The 18,891-nt window shown below is 64.4% G+C and carries 18 protein-coding genes and 1 pseudogene; 10 read left to right on the top strand and 9 right to left on the bottom strand.

Translation table 11 applies throughout. The annotated features are described in order from the left end of the window. Positions 1–412: pseudogene (locus XF30_RS26705) on the bottom strand (alanine dehydrogenase); the annotation flags it as partial. Between the two features lie 143 nt (positions 413–555). On the opposite strand from XF30_RS26705, the gene XF30_RS26710 reads away from it, so the two are divergent. The 6 genes from XF30_RS26710 to XF30_RS26735 all read left to right on the top strand — a co-directional run bounded on the left by XF30_RS26710 (position 556) and on the right by XF30_RS26735 (position 7,922). Continuing rightward, positions 556–1,035, top strand: coding sequence for an Lrp/AsnC family transcriptional regulator (locus XF30_RS26710; protein ID WP_025035213.1), 480 nt, complete (start codon positions 556–558; stop codon positions 1,033–1,035). Between the two features lie 140 nt (positions 1,036–1,175). Next, a complete protein-coding gene (locus tag XF30_RS26715) occupies positions 1,176–1,661 on the top strand; it encodes a (2Fe-2S)-binding protein (RefSeq protein ID WP_109144328.1) in 486 nt (161 codons plus the stop codon). Next, the gene (locus XF30_RS26720) at positions 1,658–2,674 is read left to right on the top strand and encodes an FAD binding domain-containing protein (RefSeq protein ID WP_109144329.1); all 1,017 of its coding nucleotides are present in this window, start codon (positions 1,658–1,660) and stop codon (positions 2,672–2,674) included. The genes XF30_RS26715 and XF30_RS26720 overlap by 4 nt, the downstream gene beginning before the upstream one ends. Before the next feature lie 7 nt (positions 2,675–2,681). Then, positions 2,682–4,886, top strand: coding sequence for a xanthine dehydrogenase family protein molybdopterin-binding subunit (locus tag XF30_RS26725; protein WP_109144330.1), 2,205 nt, complete (start codon positions 2,682–2,684; stop codon positions 4,884–4,886). 96 nt (positions 4,887–4,982) lie between these two features. Next, positions 4,983–7,340: an Orn/Lys/Arg family decarboxylase gene (locus tag XF30_RS26730; RefSeq protein WP_109144331.1), complete on the top strand. Its 2,358-nt coding sequence runs from the start codon at positions 4,983–4,985 to the stop codon at positions 7,338–7,340. Between the two features lie 6 nt (positions 7,341–7,346). After that, on the top strand, positions 7,347–7,922 hold the full coding sequence (locus XF30_RS26735; RefSeq protein ID WP_192893265.1) for a GNAT family N-acetyltransferase: 576 nt from the start codon (positions 7,347–7,349) through the stop codon (positions 7,920–7,922). 3 nt (positions 7,923–7,925) lie between these two features. On the opposite strand, the gene XF30_RS38685 is transcribed toward XF30_RS26735, so the two are convergent. Further along, a complete protein-coding gene (locus tag XF30_RS38685; RefSeq protein WP_036005605.1) occupies positions 7,926–8,138 on the bottom strand; it encodes a hypothetical protein in 213 nt (70 codons plus the stop codon). Between the two features lie 164 nt (positions 8,139–8,302). Between XF30_RS38685 and XF30_RS26745 the strand changes: the two genes are divergently transcribed. Further along, entirely contained in the window at positions 8,303–9,244 is a 942-nt protein-coding gene (locus XF30_RS26745; protein WP_109145861.1) for an ornithine cyclodeaminase family protein, read from the top strand. A 36-nt stretch (positions 9,245–9,280) separates the two neighbouring features. On the opposite strand, the gene XF30_RS26750 is transcribed toward XF30_RS26745, so the two are convergent. Further along, on the bottom strand, positions 9,281–9,721 hold the full coding sequence (locus tag XF30_RS26750) for a flagellar basal body rod protein FlgC (RefSeq protein WP_109144333.1): 441 nt from the start codon (positions 9,719–9,721) through the stop codon (positions 9,281–9,283). A gap of 116 nt (positions 9,722–9,837) precedes the next feature. Then, a complete protein-coding gene (locus XF30_RS26755; protein WP_109144334.1) occupies positions 9,838–10,887 on the bottom strand; it encodes a hydroxyacid dehydrogenase in 1,050 nt (349 codons plus the stop codon). 242 nt (positions 10,888–11,129) lie between these two features. On the opposite strand from XF30_RS26755, the gene XF30_RS26760 reads away from it, so the two are divergent. The 3 genes from XF30_RS26760 to XF30_RS26770 all read left to right on the top strand — a co-directional run bounded on the left by XF30_RS26760 (position 11,130) and on the right by XF30_RS26770 (position 12,735). Continuing rightward, positions 11,130–11,681, top strand: a complete 552-nt coding sequence (locus XF30_RS26760; protein ID WP_109145862.1) for a thiamine pyrophosphate-binding protein — start codon at positions 11,130–11,132, stop codon at positions 11,679–11,681. Positions 11,682–11,689: 8 nt separating this feature from the next. Further along, positions 11,690–12,286 carry a thiamine pyrophosphate-dependent enzyme gene (locus tag XF30_RS26765; protein ID WP_192893266.1) on the top strand — a complete coding sequence of 199 codons (597 nt, stop codon included), beginning with the start codon at positions 11,690–11,692 and terminating at the stop codon, positions 12,284–12,286. A 77-nt stretch (positions 12,287–12,363) separates the two neighbouring features. Then, on the top strand, positions 12,364–12,735 hold the full coding sequence (locus XF30_RS26770) for a VanZ family protein (RefSeq protein ID WP_036005619.1): 372 nt from the start codon (positions 12,364–12,366) through the stop codon (positions 12,733–12,735). Positions 12,736–12,775: 40 nt separating this feature from the next. On the opposite strand, the gene XF30_RS26775 is transcribed toward XF30_RS26770, so the two are convergent. The 5 genes from XF30_RS26775 to XF30_RS26795 form a co-directional block, all read right to left on the bottom strand. Beyond that, positions 12,776–13,159, bottom strand: a complete 384-nt coding sequence (locus tag XF30_RS26775; RefSeq protein WP_036005622.1) for a DUF1236 domain-containing protein — start codon at positions 13,157–13,159, stop codon at positions 12,776–12,778. Between the two features lie 112 nt (positions 13,160–13,271). Then, positions 13,272–14,159, bottom strand: a complete 888-nt coding sequence (locus XF30_RS26780) for a 2-hydroxy-3-oxopropionate reductase (protein ID WP_109144336.1) — start codon at positions 14,157–14,159, stop codon at positions 13,272–13,274. A 100-nt stretch (positions 14,160–14,259) separates the two neighbouring features. Next, positions 14,260–15,045, bottom strand: coding sequence for a hydroxypyruvate isomerase (hyi, locus tag XF30_RS26785; protein ID WP_036005630.1), 786 nt, complete (start codon positions 15,043–15,045; stop codon positions 14,260–14,262). A gap of 13 nt (positions 15,046–15,058) precedes the next feature. Next, positions 15,059–16,843, bottom strand: a complete 1,785-nt coding sequence (gene gcl / locus XF30_RS26790) for a glyoxylate carboligase (protein WP_036005633.1) — start codon at positions 16,841–16,843, stop codon at positions 15,059–15,061. A gap of 152 nt (positions 16,844–16,995) precedes the next feature. After that, complete coding sequence (locus tag XF30_RS26795) at positions 16,996–18,798, bottom strand: adenine deaminase (RefSeq protein ID WP_109144337.1); 1,803 nt, start codon at positions 18,796–18,798, stop codon at positions 16,996–16,998. Between the last annotated feature and the right edge of the window lie 93 nt (positions 18,799–18,891).

The following is an 18,891-nucleotide window of genomic DNA, read 5'->3' on the forward strand; positions in this document are numbered from 1 at the left end:
CGGCGACTTCGCTCATCGGGGCGAGCAGCGGGAGGTGACCGCTCGCGTCCGTGACGGTTTCATAGGCGATTGCGGTGCAGCCGGAAGCAAGCAGGCCCTTGGCCTGGTCGGGATCCGGCGCAAGATGAAGGTAAGTAAAAAGGATCTGGCCTTCGCGAAGCTGAGCCCATTCGCTCTTCTGCGGCTCCTTCACCTTCACGATCATGTCGGACTTTGCAAAGATCTCGCGAGCGGTCTCGGCAATGGACGCCCCTGCCCGCCGGTACACCTCGTCGGACGCACCGATGCCGCTGCCGGCGCCGCTCTCGACCGTCACCTGGTGCCCGGCGGCAACGTATTCGCGGACCGCACCTGGGGTGAGCCCGACCCGATATTCCTGCACCTTGATCTCCTTCGGGACTCCGACGCGCATCTTGATCTCCCTCGCCAATGCTTTGATTCCATTGTTGATCGTAGCGAGAGGGTCGGTTTGGTTTCGTGCAAATATCCGCTACCTTGGCAGCGCCCGCGCCGGTTTCCGGCGCGAAATGGTCCTTTGACGCTGGAAACGAAACCTTGGCCCTCGACCGGAAAGACCTCGCCATCCTCGCGGAACTCACGACCAATGCGCGAGCCAGCCACACCGAGCTTGCCAACAAGATCGGCTTGTCGAGCACGGCGCTGGCGCGGCGGCAGAAGGCGCTGGAGGATGACGGCTACATCCAGGCCTACCAGGCCGCGCTCGACCTGGCCCAGTTCGGCCTCACCACCACGGTGCTGGTTCGCATCGCGCTGGAGAGCCAGAGCGACGAGGCACTGAAGGCGTTCGAGGCAGAGGTGACGAAATGCCCCTCTGTCGTGCGCTGCTTCCTGATGTCGGGGACGGACGACTACATCCTGATCGTGCTCGCCCGCGACATCCAGGATTTCGAGCGCATCCATCGCACCGAGCTGTCCCGCCTGCCCCGCGTCGCGCGGGTGCAATCGAGCTTCGCGCTGCGCGAGATCGTCAACCGCGCGGTGCCGACCGTGGTGTTCGGCGAGACCAAGCGCTGATCTCGTCGATCCGATCGGGAGAACCGATTGGGAACCAAGCAACTCGTCATCCGTTGGGCGCTATCGGCCAGCGGCGGCAACGCAGTCTCGCGTCATTTGCACAATTTGCCCGGCTCGGCCTTTCCGCAGGGAAATACACCATGGCCGACCTTACGATCCCCGAGCGCATTCCGATCAACCTCGTCGTCAATGGCGAAAGCCGCGCGCTCGAGGTCATGCCATGGACCACGCTTCTGGATGCGCTACGTGACCGTCTGCAACTGACCGGCACCAAAAAAGGCTGCGATCACGGCCAATGCGGTGCCTGTACCGTGCTGATCGACGGAAGACGGGTCAATTCCTGCCTGACCCTGGCCGTCATGAAGGATGGCGCCGAGATCACGACCATCGAAGGCTTGGCCAGGGACGGCGCGCTGCATCCTCTGCAACAGGCCTTCATCGACCACGATGCCTTTCAGTGCGGTTATTGCACGCCGGGGCAGATTTGCTCTGCCGCGGGCCTGTTGGCCGAAGGCCGTGCGCGCGATGCGGATGAGATCCGGGAGCTGATGAGCGGAAACCTCTGTCGCTGCGGTGCCTACCCCAACATCGTGGCTGCGATCGAGCAGGCAATGAGCCGGTCATGAACAACTTCCAATATTCCCGCGCAAGCGATGTTGCCGACGCCATCCGCCTGCTCGCCGCCGATCCCGGTGCGAAGTTGATCGCCGGCGGCACCAACCTGATCGATCTGATGAAGGAGAACGTCGAACGGCCCTCCCGGCTGATCGACATCTCTCGCCTGCCGCTCCGCGACGTCGAGGAGACAGCGGACGGCGGTCTGCGCATCGGCGCCTTGGTGCCGAATTCGGACCTCGCCTACCATCCGTTGATCGAGCAGCGCTATCCCCTCCTTGCCAGCGCCATACTGGCCGGCGCCTCCGCGCAACTGCGCAACATGGCCTCGGTCGGCGGCAATCTGATGCAACGTACGCGCTGCCCCTACTTCTATGACACCACGACACCCTGCAACAAGCGAAGCCCCGGCACGGGCTGCTCGGCCGTCGATGGCCTCAACCGCAACCATGCCATCCTCGGCACCAGCAACTCCTGCATCGCGACCAATCCATCCGACATGAGCGTGGCGCTGGCCGCGCTCGGCGCGCTCGTACATATCGCACGCCCCTCGGGGCAGCGCACCATCGCGCTGACGGATTTCCATCGGCTTCCTGACGACAAGCCTCATCTCGATACCAATCTCGGCAGCGGCGAGATCATTATCGCCATCGAGCTGCCGCCGAACGGCTTTGCCCGGAACTACAGCTATCTGAAGATCCGCGACCGGCTGTCCTACGCCTTTGCTCTGGTCTCGGTCGCGGCCGCGGTCGACCTGGAGGGCAACGCGATCAGCGAAGCGCGCCTTGCGCTCGGTGGCGTGGCCCACAAGCCCTGGCGAAGCCTCGAGGCCGAAGCCGCATTGCGCGGTCAGGCGGCAACACCGGATCATTTCGGGCGCGCCGCCGACCTGCTGCTGCAGGGAGCGACGGCACGCTCCCACAACGGGTTCAAGATCGACCTGGCGCGCCGAGCCGTCGTGCGTGCGCTGATGCAGGCCGCAAGCGCCACGCCGCAATCACAAGCTCACAAGAAGATCGCATGAGGACCCGATGAACGCCTATGTCGGAACACCAACGTCGCGCGTCGACGGCCGCGCCAAGGTCACCGGGGCCGCCAAATATGCCGGCGAATTCGCAGCAGACGGTCTCCTTCACGGCTTCGTCGTCGAGGCCAGCATCGCGCGTGGGCGCGTCGCTCGTCTCGATACCAGCGAGGCGCTGAAGGTGAAGGGCGTGGTCGACGTGCTCACGCATGAACATCGGCCGCCCCTCGCCGACAAGGACGAAGCCTGGAAGGATGAGGTGGCGCCGGAGAAGGGCTCGCCGTTCCGGCCGCTCTATGATGAGAGGGTCAAGTTCAACGGCCAGCCGATCGCACTGGTCGTCGCGGAGGACTGGGAGATCGCCAAGTTCGCCGCAACCCGCGTTCGCGTCGAATATGAGCAGGAGGCGTTTTCGACCGATCTTGAATCCGAACGCGGCAAGGCCGAGAAAGTGGATCAACCGCACAAGCCGCGTGGTGATGCCGCAGCAGCCCTGACGCGCGCGGCCGTGCGCCACGAGGCGGATTACGTCATTCCGACCGAGCACCACAACCCCATGGAGCTCTTCGCGACGACAGCCGTCTGGAACGGCAGTGGCGGGCTCACGGTCTACGACAAGACGCAGGGCGTCCAGAACGTCCAGAAGTTTCTCTGCAGTGTTTTCGGCAAGGAACCGGACGACATCCGCGTGATCTCGCCTTATGTCGGCGGCGCCTTCGGCTCGGGCCTGCGGCCGCAGCACCAGGTGGTGCTGGCAACCCTTGCCGCGCTCGCACTGAAGCGGTCCGTCCGCGTCGTGCTGACGAGGCAACAGATGTATGGCCTCGGCTATCGTCCCATGACCATCGAGCGCGTTGCGCTCGGTGCAAAGCCGGACGGCACGCTCGATGCGATCACCCACGAAGCCGTTGCCGTGACCTCACGTTATGAGGATTTTTCGCGCAACGATACGGGCTGGGCCGAGCAGCTTTACAAGAGTCCTAACAGCAACTTTTCCCATAAGCTGGTCGACCTCGACGTTTCGACGCCCTCCGACATGCGCGCGCCGGGTGCGGCAACGGGCGTGTGCGCACTCGAATGCGCCATGGACGAATTGGCCGTCGCGCTGAAGCTCGATCCGGTCGAGCTGCGCCTGAGGTGCTACTCGGATCGCGACCAGAGCCAAGGCCTGCCTTACACCAGCAAGCAGCTGCGCGAGGGATACGCCCGCGGCGCCGAAGCGTTCGGCTGGAGCCGGCGTAATCCGGCGCCGCGTTCCATGCGAGACGGCAAGGAACTGGTCGGCTGGGGCATGGCGACTGGGGTGTGGGAGGCGCTGCAGATGCCGGTCGCCGTCCGCATCGTGCTGACGGCCAACGGCCATGCCGAGGTCTCCTGCGCCGCGTCCGATATCGGCACCGGCACGTACACCATCGTGGCGCAGGTCGCGGCCGATGCCCTCGGGCTGCCGATCGAGAATATCAGCGTCCGGCTCGCCGATTCGACCTTGCCGCAAGCCCCCGTCGAGGGCGGCTCCTGGATGGCGGCATCAAGCGCGCATGCGGTCTTGGGAGCGGCCGAAGAAATTCGCTGGGAACTCGCACGTCTTGCCAAGGCCATGCCGGGCTCACCGCTCGCTGACCTCGACGCCGCCGACGTCACCCTGACTGACGGCATGATCGCCAGCAGCGACGGTCGCGGGGCCGCTGTCTCGATTGCGGATGTCATGCGCCACAGCAAGCTCGAGCGGATCGAAAAGGAGAAGCTCAACCAATTCGCGGAGGATAAATCGCACGCCCGCAACACACATTCGGCGGTCTTCGCGGAGGTGAAGATCGACGAGGAGCTGGGAATTATCCGCGTCACCCGGATCGTGAATGCGGTCGCGGCCGGGCGCATCCTGAACACCAAGACCGGCCGCAGCCAGATCATGGGCGGGGTGGTCTGGGGTATTGGAATGGCGCTGCACGAGGAAACGGTGATGGATCACCGCTTCGGCCGCATCATGAACGCGAACATTGCCGAATACCACATTCCCGTGAACGCCGACGTCCACGACATTGACGTCATTTTCGTCGACGAGCCCGACGACCGCATCAACCGGTTGGGAATCAAGGGGCTCGGCGAGATCGGCATCGTCGGCGTCCCGGCCGCAATTGCGAACGCCGTCTATCATGCCACCGGCAAGCGCATCCGGCGCTTCCCGATCACACTGGACAAGCTGCTGGAGTGAAGCGTCAGGCTAACCTTGCCGCAGCACTCGGGCATGTCATCCAGATGTCATCGAATGTGCAGAGAGCTGTATCTTCCTGCACATTCGGGACCTGCCATGGACTATTTCAAGCGCTTCAACTTCCTGTTCGCGTCCCCTGTGTTCGATGCCGACGATCTCGAAGGCGTCCGCTTCAACCAGATCATCGAGGAGATCCAGCGCTCCGGCTTCGAGGTGGTCCGGGCCCGCAAGCTGGAGGATGCCGAGATGGCGGTGCAGACCGATGCCGCGATCGGCTGCATGGTGGTGGACTGGGGCAAGAAGGGCCTGGAAGGCAAGACCTCGGCGCTGATCAATCTGATGCGCCGCCGCGGCCTCGACTTCCCGATCATCCTCCTGATCCGCCGCAAGCGGTTCGAGGATTTGCCGGTCGAGGTGCTCGATTTCATCGACGGCTATGTCTTCCTGTCCGAGGAGACGCCAACCTTCATCGCAAAGAACCTGATCAGCCGGCTGAAGCAATATGCCGAGACGCTGAAGACGCCGTTCTTCGGCGCGCTGGTCGACTATGCCGAGGAAGGCAACCAGCTCTGGACCTGCCCGGGCCACAATGGCGGCGTGTTCTACAACCGCAGCCCGATCGGGCGCGTGTTCGTCGAGCATCTCGGCGAATCCGTGTTCCGCGACGACCTTGACAATTCCGTGCTCGACCTCGGCGACCTCCTCACCCATGAGGGCCCGGCGCTGAGGGCGCAGAAGGAAGCGGCGGCGATCTTCGGTGCGGAAAAGACCTATTTCGTGCTCAACGGCACCTCGACCTCGAACAAGGTCGCGCTGGGCGCCCTCGTCACCGACGGCGATCTCGTGCTGTTCGACCGCAACAACCACAAGGCCGCCCATCACGGCGCGCTGATGATCAATGGCGGCATCCCGGTCTATGTGCCGACCGTTCGCAACGCCTGGGGACTGATCGGCCCGATGCGCTGGGACCGGCTCGAAGAGAAGAGCTTGCGCGAGGCGATCCGCAACCATCCCCTGGTGAACGATCGCGACGCTTGGCGCAAGGAGCGGCCGTTCCGTGTCGCCGTGGTCGAGCAGTGCACATATGACGGCTCGATCCACAGCGCCGAGATGATCATCAAGCGTATCGGCCATCTCTGCGACTACATCCTGTTCGACGAGGCTTGGGCCGGCTTCATGAAATTCCACCCCCTTTATGCCGGCCGCTTCGCCATGGGGCTGGTAAATCTCTCGCCCGACGCCCCCGGCATCATCGCGACGCAGTCGACCCACAAGCAGCTGGCAAGCTTCTCGCAGGCCTCGCAGATCCACATCAAGGACCGCCATATCCGCGGCCAGAAGCGTCGCGTCGAGCACCGCCGCTTCAACGAGAGCTTCATGCAGCACGCCTCGACCTCGCCGTTCTACCCGCTGTTCGCCTCGCTCGACGTCGGCGCACAGATGATGAAGGGCCGCTCCGGCGAAGTGCTGTGGGACGACACGATCCGGCTCGGCATCGAGCTGCGCAAGAAGATCCGCGCGATGCGCCAGGAGTTCGAGGAGAAGGAGCAGAACCCGGATCGCCGCTGGTTCTTCGAGCCCTTCGTTCCCGATCGCGTCGCCATTGCCGATGTCAGCCGTCCCGGCGCGGCGCATAACGTCGCCTGGGAGACCCTCTCGACCGACGAGCTCGCCACCAACCCCGCGCTGTGGCAGCTCTCCCCGGATACCAACTGGCACGGCTTTCCCGATCTCGCGGAAGGCTTTGCCATGACCGATCCGAACAAGCTGACGCTGCTCACGCCCGGGTTCGATCGTGCGACGGGAGCTTATGCCGAGCACGGCATTCCCGCGCCGGTCGTCGCGCAATATCTGCGCGAGAACCGCATCGTCCCCGAGAAGAACGACCTCAACTCCCTGCTCTTCCTGCTCACGCCCGGCGTCGAGGCGAGCAAGGCGGGCACGCTGATCTCCGGCCTCGTCGCGTTCAAGCGACTGCACGACGACAATGCGCTGCTCGCCGACGTCATCCCCGAATTCTATCAGAGGCGGCAGGCGCGCTACGCCGGTGCACGGCTGCGTGACCTCTGCGGCGAGATGCACCGTTTCTTCCGCACCGCCGATGTCAGCGCGCTCCAGGCGCGGCAGTTCATGCCCGAGCATATGCCCGAGATCGCGATGTCGCCCCGCGATGCCGCGCGCTATCTGTTCAAGAACGACGTCGACTACCTCCCGATCGAGGCGATCGCGGGCCGAATCGCGACCACGCCGTTCGTGGTCTACCCGCCCGGCATCGCCACCATCGTGCCCGGCGAGCGGCTGACGGAACGAGCCAAGCCCATGATCGATTATCTCAAGATGTTCGAGACCTGCTTCAACACATTTCCGGGCTTCGACGTCGAGATCCAGGGCGTCTACAAGGAGGTCGATGCGAATGGGCGCATCGGGCTCTACACTTATGTCGTGACCGAGTAGGTGCCGATGAACGAAGCAGCTGCGCGCGCGAGCGATGAACCCGTCCTGGTTCGGCCATCACGCGAAAGCGACATCGAGGCGATGCTGGCGATCTACCGCCATCACGTCCGCAGCGGCGTGCCGCGCGATGTCGAAGGAACCGGTGCGCCGGAGCCGGACGATCTGCGCGACCGGCGCAAGAACCTGAAGCAGACCCGCCTACCGCATCTGGTTGCGACCTGGCGCGGCGAGGTCGTCGGCTATGCCTATGCCGTGCTGTTCCGCAAAAGGCCGGCCTATCGCTACACCGCCAAGCACTCGATCTACGTCCACCACGCCCATCTCGGCCGCGGGGTCGGACGGCTGTTGCTGCAGGAATTGATCGACGCCTGCGCGGCGGCCGGCTTCCGCCAGATGATCGGCTATATCGATGCAGATAACGCGCCCTCGCTGGCGCTGCACGAGCGGTTCGGTTTCGCACGCGCCGGCCTGCTCAGCGGCGTTGCCTACCGCCACGGCCGCTGGTCCAACACCGTCTTGGTGCAACGCTCGCTCGGCGCGGGGACGACGACGCCCCCGCCCGTCACGGCACCCGGGCGCTAGTCGCTACGACGGGAAGTCGGCGGGTCTGACATGGATGCGGTCGGCATGCAGTGACCAGTGATGCAACGCCTGGTCCTTGCAGAACCTCGCTTTCGCCCGTTCCCTGGCCTCGTCCTCGTCGGCGGCGTCGATCTCGAGCGTGCCTTGGCAGACCTCGCATTGCCGGCCGTATTCGCCGAGCACGTCCTTCATGAACCTGACGACATAAGTTGACATGGGACCTCCCTGCCTGCCCGCCGGCACTCTAGTCCCATTTAGGCCGGACGGGGAAAGGAGATTTTGACGCGGATCAAGGCTTGTCCAGTCCCGGCGGAAGATTCGTTGCGGAACCTGCCGCGCGGGTTTATGGGCAAATGCCGGTCGCCAATGAGGAACTTGCCTTGCACTTTGTCTCCGATACCGAAGTCACGAAGGCTCTGACCTTTCCGATCCTGATTGCGGCCCTCGAAGAAGCGCATCGCCGGCCGAAGATGGAGGTGCTGGACGCCTTCCTTGGAGACGAGAGGGGGCAATACGTCATCCGCAGCGCCGTCGATTCCGGCCGATACATGGCCAGCAAGATGTTCACCAGCTTTCCGGCCAATCTGGCCGAAGGCAGGATGCCGGCGGTGCAGGCCGTGTGCGTGCTGTTCGACGGCACCAACGGCCGGCCGCTGGCGGCGATGGACGGGACCGAGATCACGCATTGGCGCACCGCAGCCGACTCCGCGTTGGCCACGAAACTGCTCGCCCCGCCCGATCCCGAGACGCTGCTCTGCGTCGGGGCCGGCGAGATGTCCGAATGGCTGATCCGGGGTCATCGCACCGTGCGGCCGTCACTGGAGCGCGTTCTGATCTGGAATCGCAGCCCGGACCGGGGTGTGGATCTCGCTCAGCGCTTGGCGAAGGCCGGCATCAAGGCGGAAGCAATCACGGATCTCGACGCCGCGACGCGCGAGGCCGATGTCATTACCACCTGCACCCGCGCGCATCAGCCGCTGATCAAGGGCCGCAATCTGCGGCCGGGCACGCATCTGGACCTCGTCGGCGGCTACACACCGCAAACCCGGGAGGCTGATGACGAGGCGGCCAAGCGCTCCCGCGTCTTCGTGGACCGGCGGGAATCCGCCTTCCACGGCGTCGGCGACATCCTGCAGCCGATCGCGAGCGGCGCGATCAGCGAGACGGACGTCCTCGGCGACCTCTACGACCTCGTCGGCGGCCTTGTGCAGGGGCGAACGTCACCGTCCGACATCACGTTCTTCAAGAACGCGGGCGGCGGCCATCTCGACCTCATGACCTGCGAGGCCGTGTTCCAGCAGCTCGGCGCAAAGCTGGGGTAGTGGCCCAGGCTGGCGAGACACGGCCGACGTCAGCCCTCACGCCTTGATGTCGAGGAGCGTGTCTTGCGTCTCGGCGTAGGCCTGAATGACCTTCGCATTGGCCACGAAGCTGTATTTTGCGGTCACCAGCTGAGCGAATTCGCTAGCAAGATCGACATTCGGCGCTGCCACCAGGCCGTCCTGGTTTGCGAAGGGAGCGCTCGGGTCGGATTGCGCGGTATAGCTCGGCGATACCGTCGATACGGTCGCAACCGTACCGCCCGGCGTCGAACCGCTCGACTGGGAGACCTGATCGACCCGCAAGGGCACGTAGGCTGCAGGAAACGTTGGAGCAATGCCCGCACCGGCCGATGCGCTCGACCCGCCTGACGCGGGTAGTGGGCCGGTCGTCCTGATGTTGGCGATATTGCTCGCCGCCACGTTCACGCGCAAACTCGCCGCAGAAAGTCCGGATGTCGCAATCGAAAGTATGCTCATGCTCCCTGATCTACAGGAGAGGTCATACGCGCTCATTCACGCCATCAGTAAAATCCACCGCTCTCCGTTTTCATCCTGATAACCAAGGATCGGCGCGCGACTGGGCTTCGCGCGCCCTACCCCGGCGTCACGCCAAAAGCCTGCTTGAAGCGCTCGGCATAGCGCGGCCAGGCTTCGGGATTGATGATGCGCGGCGGGCGCTTGCCGTCGAGCACATCCAGCACCTGCTCGGCGGCGATCCGGCCCATGTTCTGGCGCGCCTCGATGGTGACGCCTGCCGTGTGCGGGCTCGCCAGCACGTTGTCGAACTGGAGCAGCGGATGCTCCGGCGGCGGCGGCTCCTTGGACCAGACGTCGAGGCCGGCACCGGCGATGCGCTTGTCGCGCAGCGCCTGCAGCAGCGCGTCCTCGTCGTGGATGAAGCCGCGTGCGGTGGTGATGAAATAGGCATGCGGCTGCATCAGCGCGAATTCGCGTGTGCTGATCAAGTTGCGGCTGCCCTTGTTGAGCGGGCATGAGATCGAGACGAAATCGGCGCGGCGCAACAGCTCGTCGAGCTCGACCTTCTCCCCGCCCCGCTCGGCCATCACCTCGGCCGACAAATACGGATCGTAGGCAAGCACTGTCATGCCGAGCAGGCCCTTGCACAAGGCGGCGATGCGCCGGCCGACATTACCGAGGCCGATGATGCCGACGGTCTTGCCCTCGACCTCGTTGCCGACGAGATCGTTGCGGTTCACGTCGCGCTCGCGGCGCAGCCGGCGATCCGACTGGATGATGCGCTTGGACAGCGTCAGCATCATCGCCAGCGCGTGTTCGGCGACCGAATGGGCGTTGCCGCCGGACTGGTTGACGACTACGACGCCTGCCTCCGTGCAGGCCTCGACGTCGACGGGATCGAAGCCGGCACCGTTGCTGGAGACCAGCAGCAAATTCGGCGTCCGCTTCAGAAAGGCGGCATCGACATGGAAATGCGGGGCGAGCTCATCGCGGGCGGCGCCGACCTGGTAGACGTGGGCAGCGCCGAGGAGCGGCCCATAGACATCCTCGGGGCTTCGGTTTTCGATGCGATCGAGCCGGACGTCGGGCCGGGCCTTCAGAATATCGATATAGATCGGATTGGCCAAATAATTGGAGTAGACGACGCGCTTGTTGTTGACGGACATCAGGACCCTTCCGGCTCGTTCGCGGGAGATCCGCAAGGTCAGCGCGATGCGCGCCCTCCTATGCCCCTCCCGTGTTCTGGTTGTCGCCGCTTATGCCATGGCGGTGCCGGCCACGGCAGGCCTGCTGGCGCAGATCACGGTGACGGCGCGGACATGTTGACAATCCCGCTGCCCGCGTCAAGTTCGGCAGACCGCCGCGACAGCAAGAACCAAGAAGCATGCGCGGCCCCAGGGAGAGCGCGATGGCGATTGCGGAACAGCAGCCGCAGGGGAGCAGCGACGGAAGCTGGCACGGCATCGTCCTGCAAACCTTGAAGCGGAACGAGATCAACCTGATCCCTTACGTGCCGGACCGCGTGCTGACGCCGCTGATCAAGAACCTGCACGCCGATCCCTTCTTCACCACTTTCGCGACCGCCCGTGAGGAAGAGGCCGTCGGCATCGTCGCCGGCGCCTGGATGGGCGGTCGGCGCGGCGCGGTGCTGATGCAGACCTCCGGCTTTGCGACGCTCGCAAACGTGCTGGCCTCGCTCGCAGTGCCCTACCAGATTCCGCTGATCATGCTCGTCTCTGAGCGCGGCACGCTCGGCGAATTCAACTACGGCCAGTCCCTGGTCTGCCGCACCATGCGACCGGTGCTGAATTCGCTGGCGCTGGAGCATCACACCATCACCCGGCTCGACGAGCTCGAATTCATCGCCGACCGCTCGATCAAGCAGGCCGTCACCACGCAGGCGCCGGTGGCGTTGATCCTCAACCCGCTGCTGACGGGCGGCAAGGTCTTCGACAAGTGAGGCCGACGATGAACACTGGCAACACCAAGGTGATGAACCGCTTCGACGTCACTTCGCGGCTGATCGCGAAGCTGAAGCACGAGGAAGCCGTGATCGGCGGCATCGGCAACACCAATTTCGATCTGTGGGCCGCCGGCCACCGCCCGCAGAACTTCTACATGCTGGGCAGCATGGGACTCGCCTTTCCGATCGCGCTCGGCGTGGCGCTGGCGCAGCCCGACCGCCGCGTCTTCGCGCTCGAAGGCGACGGCTCGCTCCTGATGCAGCTCGGTGCGATCTCGACGATTGCAGCCTTGAAGCCGAAGAACCTCACGATGATCGTGATGGACAACGGCATCTACCAAATCACCGGGGCGCAGCCGACGCCGGCAGCGAACGTTGCCGACATCGTCGCCATTGCCATTGGCTCTGGTCTTGCGAGCAGCGCCTGGGCCGCGGACGAGGAAGATTTCGAGCGGCTGGTCGACGACGCCATGGCCGCTTCCGAGCCGATCCTGATCGCGGTCAGGATCGACGACAAGCCCGGCGTGGGCACCACCCGGCGCGACCCCGTGCAGATCCGGGAACGCTTCATGCATGGCCTCGGCGTGCGCGATCCGCTTTAACATTTTTGTCATTAACTACACGGCGATCTGATACGAGCCTCGCGACAACCCGACCAAATTCGTGCTAAGCGACCCGGATGTTCATTCGTACCTTTGCCTGGCTGCTCGCCGCTGCCGTTACGTTCGCCACCCTCGGTCCTCCCGGCCTTCGCCCCCATTCCGACCTCGGTCAGGACGGCGAACATGCGCTTGCCTTCGTCATGGTGGGATTGGCCTTCGGCCTCGCCTATCCACGCCGGCGCCTACTGAGCGCAGCGGCCGCGGTCGTCCTGATCGGCGTTCTCGAGCTGATGCAATTTTGGGCACCCGGCCGTCACGCGCGGCTGGTGGATTTTTTGGTCGATGCTGCCACCGCGTGCCTCGGCTTTGCACTCGCCGCCGCCGCAGACCGGCTACTCTCGCGCTTTCGCACCAGCTCCGCCATGACAAGCGAAGGCCCCGCGGAGTGATGCTCCGCAGGGCCCTGCTCAGCACAAAGAATTGCGTCGATCAGTCGATGATCTTGACCACGCGGCGCGTGCGCGGCTCGACGATCACACGGCGATCGTTCACGACCGCATAGCGATATTCGGTGTAGTTCGGCACCGGCCGCAGCACCACGGTCGGAGGCAGCGGCTCGCCGACCACGACGCGCTCCTGGACCACGACGGAGTCGCTGCGAGGAATTCCGCCGAGGACCGCATTCGGAATTTCGAGACCGGCGCCGACGGCTGCACCCACGGTGCCGCCAACCATTGCACCGATCGGGCCGCCGATGTCGCCACCTGCACGCGCGCCGTCCCTGGCGCCCTGTTCGGTCGTCGACTGAGCAAAGGCTGCGCTCGACGCCAGCAGCGACGCTGCAGCCAACGTAATCGCAAGACGGGTTTTCATGGTGTTTTGTCTCCAGTGATTGTCCTGCGCCTTCAACCCGCGGGGCCGGAGCATTGTTCCGGTTCCCCTGCGACGAAAGATGCATCACTGGACAGTGTTACCGCGTAACAGTTCAGGCCCTGGCGATCTCATGCCCCGCCATCAGTTCCAGCGCCCGCACCATGGCGGAGTGATCCCAGGCCTTGCCGCCATGTGCAGTGCAGGACGAGAACAATTGCTGCGCCACCGCCGTGCTCGGCAGCGACAGGCCGAGTGCACGCGCACCTTCGAGCGCGAGATTGAGATCCTTCTGGTGCAGCTCGATGCGGAAGCCAGGATCGAAATTGCGCTTCACCATGCGCTCGCCATGCACCTCCAGAATTCGCGAGGACGCGAAGCCGCCCATCAGCGCCTTGCGCACCAGCGCGGGATTCGCACCGGCCTTGGATGCGAACAACAGGGCCTCGCTCACGGCTTCGATGGTGAGCGCGACGATGATCTGGTTGGCAACCTTTGTCGTCTGCCCGTCGCCGTTGGCGCCGACATGCGTGACGTTCTTGCCCATCTTGTCGAAGATCGGCTTCATGGTGCCAAAGGCCCGCTCGGGCCCGCCGACCATGATGGTGAGGCTCGCCGCCTTGGCGCCGACCTCCCCGCCCGACACCGGCGCATCGAGATAATCGGCGCCGAGCGCCTCGATCTTCCTCGCAAACTCCTTCGTCGCCAGCGGCGAGATCGAGCTCATGTCGACGACGATCTTGCCCTTGGAGATGCCGCTAGCGACACCCTCCTTGCCGAACAGCACGGCCTCCACATGCGGCGTATCCGGCACCATGATGATGACCGCGTCCGCGTGCTCCGCGACCTTGCTGGCGGATGTGCAGGCGATGCCGCCCGCGGACATCAGCTCTGGCGCGATCGGCGCAACGTCATGCAGGAGAACGCGATGGCCCGCGGCCAGGAGATGGCCGGCCATCGGCCGTCCCATGGTGCCAAGTCCGATGAAGCCGATGTTGGTCATGTTTGATTTCTCACAGTTGAAGTAGCAAAATTCATCCGCGCACTCGGTGCACCTCTCCCGCTAGCGGGAGAGGGAGCGCACCGCCGACGTGGCAATATTCTCAGGTCTCAAACGTCTGTGCCGCATGCCACGACAGGCCCTCCAGCGTCGTGGTGCGCGGCTTGTATTCGCAGCCGATCCAGCCGCGATAGCCGATCGCGTCGAGGTGGCGGAACAGGAAGGGATAGTTGATCTCGCCGGTGCCGGGCTCGTGACGGCCGGGATTGTCGGCAAGTTGGACGTGAGCAATCTGAGGCAGATATTCCTGCATGGTGCGGGCGAGATCGCCTTCCATGATCTGCATGTGGTAGATGTCGTACTGGATGAAGAGGTTGTTCGATCTCACCTCGGAGATCAGCTGCACCGCCTGCTCGGTGCCGTTGAGGAAGAAGCCGGGAATGTCGAGCGTGTTGATGGGCTCGACCAATAGCTTGATGTTCTCTCGCGCCAGCGACGAAGCTGCAAAACGCAGATTCCCGACCAGCGTCTCCCGAAGCTCGTGCGGATCGGCGTCGACAGGGGCGATGCCGACGAGGCAGTTGAGCTGCTCGCAATCGAGCGCCCTGGCATAATCGATCGCGCGGAACACGCCGTCGCGGAATTCGGCGATGCGGTCGGGCAGGATCGCAATGCCGCGCTCGCCCCCCGCCCAGTTGCCGGCGGGGAGATTGTGCAGCACCTGCGTCAAGCCATGCGCCTCGAGCTGCTCGCGCAGCTGCGCCTTGTCGAAATCATAGGGGAAGAGATATTCGACCCCGGCAAAGCCCGCCGCCTTCGCCGCCGCAAAGCGGTCGAGGAACGGCATCTCGTTGAAGAGCATGGTGAGATTGGCGGCAAATTTCGGCATGGTGCTTCTTCCCCTATTCCGCCGGCTGCAGCACGCGCGTGGTCTCGACTTCGTCGAGCGGAAGGTCCAGCACCTCCTCGAACTCGACGATGTTGTCGATCTCCGTGCCCATCGCGATATTGGTGACCCGTTCGAGGATGAACTCGACCACCACAGGCACGCGGTGCTTGGCCATCAATTCGCGGGCGGTCGCAAACGCTGCCTGCGTGTCCTTCGGGTCGGTGACGCGGATGGCCTTGCAGCCGAGGCCTTCGGCGACCGCGACATGGTCGACGCCGTAGACGCCGATCTCGGGCGCGTTGATGTTCTCGAAGGAGAGCTGGACGTGATAGTCCATGTCGAAGCCGCGCTGGGCCTGTCGGATCAGGCCGAGATAGGAATTGTTCACGACGACGTGGATGTAGGGCAGATTGAACTGCGCGCCGACCGCGAGCTCCTCGATCAGGAACTGGAAATCGTAGTCGCCGGAGAGCGCGACGATCTCGCGCTCCGGGCACGCCGCGCGCACGCCGAGCGCGGCCGGCAGCGTCCAGCCGAGCGGCCCCGCCTGCCCGGCATTGATCCAGTTGCGGGGCTTGTAGACGCCGAGGAACTGCGCGCCGGCGATCTGCGACAGGCCGATCACGGTGACATAGGTGGTGTCGCGGCCGAACGCCTTGTTCATTTCCTCGTAGACGCGCTGCGGCTTGATCGGGACGTTGTCGAAATGGCTCTTGCGCAGCATCGTCTTCTTGCGGTCGCGGCAGGCCGCAGGCCACGCCTGGCGCTCGCGGAGCCTGCCTGACCGCCGCCACTCCCTGGCGACGGCGACGAACAGTTCGAGCGCGGCCTTTGCGTCCGAGACGATGCCGAGATCGGGATTGAACACGCGCCCGATCTGCGTCGGCTCGATGTCCACGTGAACGAATTTGCGACCCTTGGTGTAGGTCTCGACCGAGCCGGTGTGGCGGTTGGCCCAGCGATTGCCGATGCCGAGCACGAAGTCGGACTCCAGCAGCGTGGCATTACCATAGCGGTGGCTGGTCTGGAGACCCACCATGCCGGCCATCAGCACGTGATCATCGGGGATCGCGCCCCATCCCATCAGCGTCGGCACGACGGGTATGTTGGCGATTTCGGCGAACTCGACCAGCAGGTCCGAGGCGTCGGCGTTGATGATGCCGCCGCCCGCGACGATCAGCGGCCGTTCGGCGGCGTTGAGCATCTCCAGCGCCTTCTCGACCTGCTTGCGCGTCGCGGCGGACTTGTAGACCGGCAGCGGCTCGTAGGTCTCGTCGTCGAACTCGATCTCGGCCAGCTGCACGTCGAGGGGCATGTCGATCAGCACCGGCCCCGGCCTGCCTGAGCGCATCACGTGAAAGGCTTGGCTGAACACACGCGGCACCAGCGCCGGCTCACGTACCGTCAGTGCCCACTTCGTGACAGGCTTTGCAATCGACTCGATGTCGACCGCCTGGAAATCCTCCTTGTAGAGCCGCGCGCGCGGCGCCTGCCCGGTGACGCAGAGGATCGGGATGGAATCGGCGATCGCGGAGTAAAGACCGGTGATCATGTCGGTGCCAGCCGGCCCGGAGGTGCCGATACAGACCCCGATATTGCCGGCCTTGGCGCGTGTATAGCCTTCGGCCATGTGCGAAGCGCCCTCGACATGGCGCGCCAGGATGTGGCGGATCGAGCCGCGCTTCTTCAGCGCCGAGTAAAGTGGATTGATTGCAGCGCCGGGAACACCGAAGGCCGTCGATATACCTTCCTTCTCCAGGATACGCACGGCCGCATCGACAGCTCGCATCTTCGCCATATCGGACCTCGCTCAAATTGCGTCAGCGAGCGAGATCATCAGATACGCAGAAGCCGATCTCAACGAGACCGATTTTATTTTCCACGATGCGGCAACCACGAGAAAATCGTGGACGTGTCAATCGGTTAGATCAACAGATGCGTGAAAGCAGATCACTCGAACAGCGGCGCCAGCTGCATCTGCGGCACCAGCACGAGGCCCTTGTCGGTGATGCGAATTTCCGGAATGACCGATAGCGGAATCAAATTGAAGCCCATGTACGGGATGGTGCAGCCGGCCTCGGCCCATTCCTTCTTCAGCACCTTCACCTCTTCCGCCACTTCGGTGACACGCTTGTCGGACAGGAGTCCTGCGATCGGCAGCGGAACCAGCGCCCTCACCTCGCCGTCGGCGACGACGCAGACGCCGCCCTGCCGCTCCTTGATGGCGGCGATGGCGACCTGCATGTCGCCCTCGTTGGTGCCAGCGACGATGAGATTGTGGCTGTCGTGTCCGACGCTGGAGGCGACCGCGCCGCGCTTCAGGCCGAAATCCTTCAGGAGCCCATGGGCAACGTTCCCGGCGGATTTGCCATGACGCTCGACCACGGCGACGAAGCAGAGACCGTAGCGCGCGAACAGCGACGGCCAGTCTTTTGCGGGTTCGATCGCGACCTTCTCGTGGATCAGCGTGATGCCAGGCAGCGCGGTCTTGATGGCGTTGACGGTGCAGGCCTTGGCCGGCAATTCGGGCGTCAGCTTCATGGTCTGCGGCAGCTTGACGGTCGCATAGGCTCCCTTGGGATATTGGTAGCGATGCGACAGCGCCTGATCGAGACGCGGGGTGATCTTGCCGTGCTCGACCACGAGCTCGCCACCATACCAGGTGCATTGTGGCTCGAGCTGATCGTCCATCAGCACGAGATCGGCGCGGCGGCCGCCGCCAAGCCCGCCGATATCGCCTTCCATCCCGAAGCGGGTCGCGCCATGCAGAGAGCCCATTGACCAGGCCTGCTCGGGCGACATCCCCGCTTTCACGGCTTCCCGCACGACCCAGTCGAGACCGAACAGCACGAGATCATCGGCGTCACGATCGTCCGTGCACACGGCGGTGCGCTTGTGCGAGGCCCCGAGCTCGGTGATTGTTCGGATCGCTTGCGGCAGCGAGTGCCAGGGCGTAGTCGGCGGTCCCCCGCGCAAAAATACCCAGACGCCGGCATCGAGCAGGTCATCGGCGATGTCGCGGTCGATCGCCTCATGGGTGTCGGTGACGCCGGATGCCGCATAGGCCGCAACGAATTCGCGGCCGTAGACATGCCCGGAAACGGGACGCCCCCGCTTTAAGGCTGCGGAGAGGATGGCATGGCTGCGCTCGTCGCCCATCGCGACAGGCACGAAATCCATCTTCTCGCCAAGCGCCACCGCTTCGGGCCAGCGATCGAACAGACCGGCGATCTTGTCCGGCGTGAGGTCGCCGCCCGCCGTCTCCAGTTCAGCCGAGGTCGCGGGAACCGTGCTCGGCACGGTCAAGAAGATCGACAGCGGCGCCTCGCGCGCATCTTCCAGCATCGCCTCCACACCGGCGACGTCCATGACGTTGCCGATCTCGTGGCTGTCGCAGAAGATCGTGGTGGTGCCGTTCAGCAACGCAGCCTCGGCATAGGCGCAGGCCGTCACCATCGAGGATTCGATGTGGATGTGCGGATCGACGAGGCCGGGCGCGATGATGCCACCGGCGGCGTCATACAGCGGAACATCGCTCCAGGCTTTCTTGGCTGTGCCTGCCGGTTTCACCGCCGCGATGCGGCCGCCTGTGATCCAGACTTCCCGCCCCTGATGAATGCGCTCCGAATAGGTCGAGAGCACCCGCGCCCCCGTGACGACGAGATCCGGCGCGACGCGGGCCGACGCAACATCGGCCAAGCGCCGCGTCATGCTGTGCAGGGGAGCAACGGTGAAGCGGGTGAGTTTGGTCATCGGGGCTCTCACGGATATTGGACAGCCCAGCGATGGTTGCCCCCGACGGCGGCAGGGGCAACTCAAATAAAACGGCACCTTTGCTTACGCATT

Origin of the sequence: Bradyrhizobium sp. SUTN9-2 (assembly GCF_003122645.1) — a bacterium.
In the GTDB taxonomy this organism is placed as follows: domain Bacteria; phylum Pseudomonadota; class Alphaproteobacteria; order Rhizobiales; family Xanthobacteraceae; genus Bradyrhizobium; species Bradyrhizobium yuanmingense.

Excerpts from the sequence above, each read along its gene's own strand:
- XF30_RS26770 (WP_036005619.1), top strand. The coding sequence starts at position 12,364 with ATGTTCATTCGTACCTTTGCCTGGCTGCTCGCCGCTGCCGTTACGTTC.
- XF30_RS26750 (WP_109144333.1), bottom strand. The coding sequence starts at position 9,721 with ATGAGCATACTTTCGATTGCGACATCCGGACTTTCTGCGGCGAGTTTG.
- XF30_RS26765 (WP_192893266.1), top strand. The coding sequence starts at position 11,690 with ATGAACACTGGCAACACCAAGGTGATGAACCGCTTCGACGTCACTTCG.
- hyi (WP_036005630.1), bottom strand. The coding sequence starts at position 15,045 with ATGCCGAAATTTGCCGCCAATCTCACCATGCTCTTCAACGAGATGCCG.
- XF30_RS26715 (WP_109144328.1), top strand. The coding sequence starts at position 1,176 with ATGGCCGACCTTACGATCCCCGAGCGCATTCCGATCAACCTCGTCGTC.
- gcl (WP_036005633.1), bottom strand. The coding sequence starts at position 16,843 with ATGGCGAAGATGCGAGCTGTCGATGCGGCCGTGCGTATCCTGGAGAAG.
- XF30_RS26735 (WP_192893265.1), top strand. The coding sequence starts at position 7,347 with ATGAACGAAGCAGCTGCGCGCGCGAGCGATGAACCCGTCCTGGTTCGG.
- XF30_RS38685 (WP_036005605.1), bottom strand. The coding sequence starts at position 8,138 with ATGTCAACTTATGTCGTCAGGTTCATGAAGGACGTGCTCGGCGAATAC.
- XF30_RS26775 (WP_036005622.1), bottom strand. The coding sequence starts at position 13,159 with ATGAAAACCCGTCTTGCGATTACGTTGGCTGCAGCGTCGCTGCTGGCG.
- XF30_RS26760 (WP_109145862.1), top strand. The coding sequence starts at position 11,130 with ATGGCGATTGCGGAACAGCAGCCGCAGGGGAGCAGCGACGGAAGCTGG.
- XF30_RS26755 (WP_109144334.1), bottom strand. The coding sequence starts at position 10,887 with ATGTCCGTCAACAACAAGCGCGTCGTCTACTCCAATTATTTGGCCAAT.
- XF30_RS26720 (WP_109144329.1), top strand. The coding sequence starts at position 1,658 with ATGAACAACTTCCAATATTCCCGCGCAAGCGATGTTGCCGACGCCATC.
- XF30_RS26725 (WP_109144330.1), top strand. The coding sequence starts at position 2,682 with ATGAACGCCTATGTCGGAACACCAACGTCGCGCGTCGACGGCCGCGCC.
- XF30_RS26730 (WP_109144331.1), top strand. The coding sequence starts at position 4,983 with ATGGACTATTTCAAGCGCTTCAACTTCCTGTTCGCGTCCCCTGTGTTC.
- XF30_RS26780 (WP_109144336.1), bottom strand. The coding sequence starts at position 14,159 with ATGACCAACATCGGCTTCATCGGACTTGGCACCATGGGACGGCCGATG.
- XF30_RS26795 (WP_109144337.1), bottom strand. The coding sequence starts at position 18,798 with ATGACCAAACTCACCCGCTTCACCGTTGCTCCCCTGCACAGCATGACG.